This is a genomic window from Teichococcus deserti (assembly GCF_001982615.1).
GTDB lineage: Bacteria > Pseudomonadota > Alphaproteobacteria > Acetobacterales > Acetobacteraceae > Pseudoroseomonas > Pseudoroseomonas deserti.
The window spans coordinates 1-2,452 of record NZ_MLCO01000486.1; the positions used below are offsets into that span (position 1 = coordinate 1).

Here is a 2,452-nt window from a genome sequence, read left to right on the forward strand (position 1 = left end):
GAAGGCCACGTCGTCGGCGGTGAAGGGCTTGCCGTCATGCCAGGCGACGCCGTCGCGCAGGCGGAATTCCCAGACCGTGTCGCCGACCGGCTTCCAGCTTTCCGCCAGCCCCGGCTGCAGCCGCAGCTGCGCGTCGCGCGCCACCAGCGTCTCGAAGACATGGCCGGTCATGGCGAAGTTCGAGGTGGTGTTCGAGATATGCGGATCGGCCGAGGAGACCGGGTTGGCCACGCCGATGGTCAGCTTCTGCGCCGCCGCCACCCCGGGCAGCAGCGCGACGGACAGGGCCGCGAGCATCGCCACCCCGCCACGGCAGCGCCGCGCTTCCGCGGCGCGGGGTCGGGGGGCAGGGGGCAAGCGTCGCGGCATGGTCGTCGGTTCCTGGACAGGAGCGGGGACAAGCCCCCGCCGCGCCATGGTTCAACTTCGGGAAAGCGTTAGTCAATATTATTCACGACATTGAATTGCGTTTAAATCCCGTTTCTCGCGGCGGTGCCGATCATGCCCCCGGAATATTGACTGGCGTTGATCGTGCTTTTCGCGCAGGGTCAGCCCCATGAGGAGTGAACCGGCTGCCGCCTGGCACGACCCTGCCCATCCCGCCGCCGTTCAGGCCGCGGGTCCCATGGCGGCACCGGTGATGGCCCCTGCCATCCTGGTCCGCTTCCCCTGGCGCCGCTTCGGCGCGCTGTTCTGGAAGATGGCGCTCTGGCTTTCCGGCGCCGTGCTGGTGGCGCATCTGCTCGGCCTGAGCTAAGCGTTTTTCGCGTCCGACCCCTGTTGCCCGGCCCGGCCGCCCTGCCGCGCCGGGTTTCCGGCGTTCTTTTCGCGCCAGAATCTGATATCGATATCACAAAAGGAATTGTCGGACGATCCATCGCCGGGCAAGCTGGGCCACGACCAAGAAATCGCCGGAGGGGACGACTCCATCATGCCCGACATCACCCGCCGCGCCCTGCTGGGCGCCGCCGCGGCCCTGCCGCTTGCCCGCCCCGCGCTGGCCGCCTGGCCGGAGCAGCCGATCCGCGTCATCGTCCCCTGGAATGCCGGGGGCCTGGCCGACATTGTCATCCGCGCCCTCAGCGGACCGATGTCCGGCCCGCTCGGCCAGCCCGTGGTCATCGAAAACCGTCCCGGCGCCAATGGCGCGGTCGGCACCCAGGCGGTGGCCCGCGCCAACCCGGACGGGCACACGCTGATCTTGGCCAATGCCGAAACCCACGCCATCAACCCGCTGATCTACCCGAAATTGCCCTACAATCCGGTGACCGACTTCACGCCGGTCACCCTCTTCGCCCGCGGCCCCTTTGCGCTGATCATCCGCCCCGGCCTCGGCGTCGAGGACTTCGCCGGCTTCCTGGCCAAGGTCCGCGCCGAGCCGGGCAAGCTGACCTTCGCCTCCTGGGGCATCGGCAGCACGCCGCATCTCGCCATGGAAGGCCTGCTGAAGCAGAACAACCTGCAGATGCTGCACGTGCCCTTCACCGGCGCGGCGCCCGCCAGCACTGCCATCGTCAGCGGCCAGGTCGACGCCATGTTCCTCAATGCCGGCCCGGCCGAGGCGGTCTCGCGCGACGGCAAGGTCAGGATCCTGGCGCTCGGCGCGTCGGAGCGGCTCTCGACCCTGCCCAACACGCCGACGCTGGCCGAACTCGGCCAGCCCATCGAGGCCGGCAACTGGTTCGGCCTGCTCGGCCCGGCCAAGATGTCGCCCGCCATCGCCGAGCGCATCGCCGTCGTCGTCGCGGAGCAGCTCAAGCCGGCGCCGATGCGCGATATCTTCCGCACCCAGGCGGCGGTGCCGACGACGACCACGCCGGATGAAATGCGGAAGTTCATCGCGGATGACACGGCCCGGTGGTCCTCGGTCGTCAAGGACCTCAACATCCGGCTCGACTAACAAGCAAAACGGCCGGGGGAAGGAATTCCCCCCGCCAACCTGCAGGTTTGCGCCCCTCTTCTTTCGGTCAGATTTCGACGCCGGCCCACTGCTCCACCACCTTCGCGATGGACGTGAAGTCGCTGTCCGCACCATACGTCGCGCTGGTCACGGCCAGCATCTGCCGCACCGCGCTGCCCACCACCATCGGCACGCCCATCGCCTCGGCCTCGTCGACGCAGAGCCGCACATCCTTGTGCGACAACCCCGTCGCAAAGCCGAAATCGAAGCTGCGCGGAATGATGGCGCGCGGGAACTTGTCCTGCGTCGCGCTGTTCCGCCCGCTGCTGGCATTGATCACCTCGCACATCAGCGACGGATCCAACCCGGCCTTCACCCCCATCACGATCGCCTCGGACGAGATCGCCAGGGCCGCCGCCGCCAGCAGGTTGTTCGCCAGCTTCAACACCTGCGCCTGGCCGGATTTCTCGCCGCAGAAGAAGGTCTTCCCCAGCACCGCCAGCACCGGCTCAATTTCGGAGAAAGCCTCGCGCGGTCCGGACACCATGATGG

At 68.2% G+C, this 2,452-nt stretch carries 3 protein-coding genes; 1 reads left to right on the forward strand and 2 read right to left on the reverse strand.

Going from position 1 to position 2,452, the window contains the following annotated elements; translation table 11 throughout:
- Positions 1 to 369: ABC transporter substrate-binding protein (locus tag BKE38_RS29345; RefSeq protein WP_242662617.1), on the reverse strand; the 369-nt coding region annotated here is incomplete at its 3' end.
- A gap of 562 nt (positions 370 to 931) precedes the next feature.
- On the opposite strand from BKE38_RS29345, the gene BKE38_RS29350 reads away from it, so the two are divergent.
- Positions 932 to 1,900 (forward strand): Bug family tripartite tricarboxylate transporter substrate binding protein, encoded by a 969-nt coding sequence (locus BKE38_RS29350; RefSeq protein WP_076960634.1) that lies wholly within the window; start codon positions 932 to 934, stop codon positions 1,898 to 1,900.
- Between the two features lie 67 nt (positions 1,901 to 1,967).
- Here the strand turns inward: BKE38_RS29350 and BKE38_RS29355 are convergent.
- Positions 1,968 to 2,452: NAD-binding protein (locus tag BKE38_RS29355; protein WP_165694324.1), on the reverse strand; the 485-nt coding region annotated here is incomplete at its 5' end.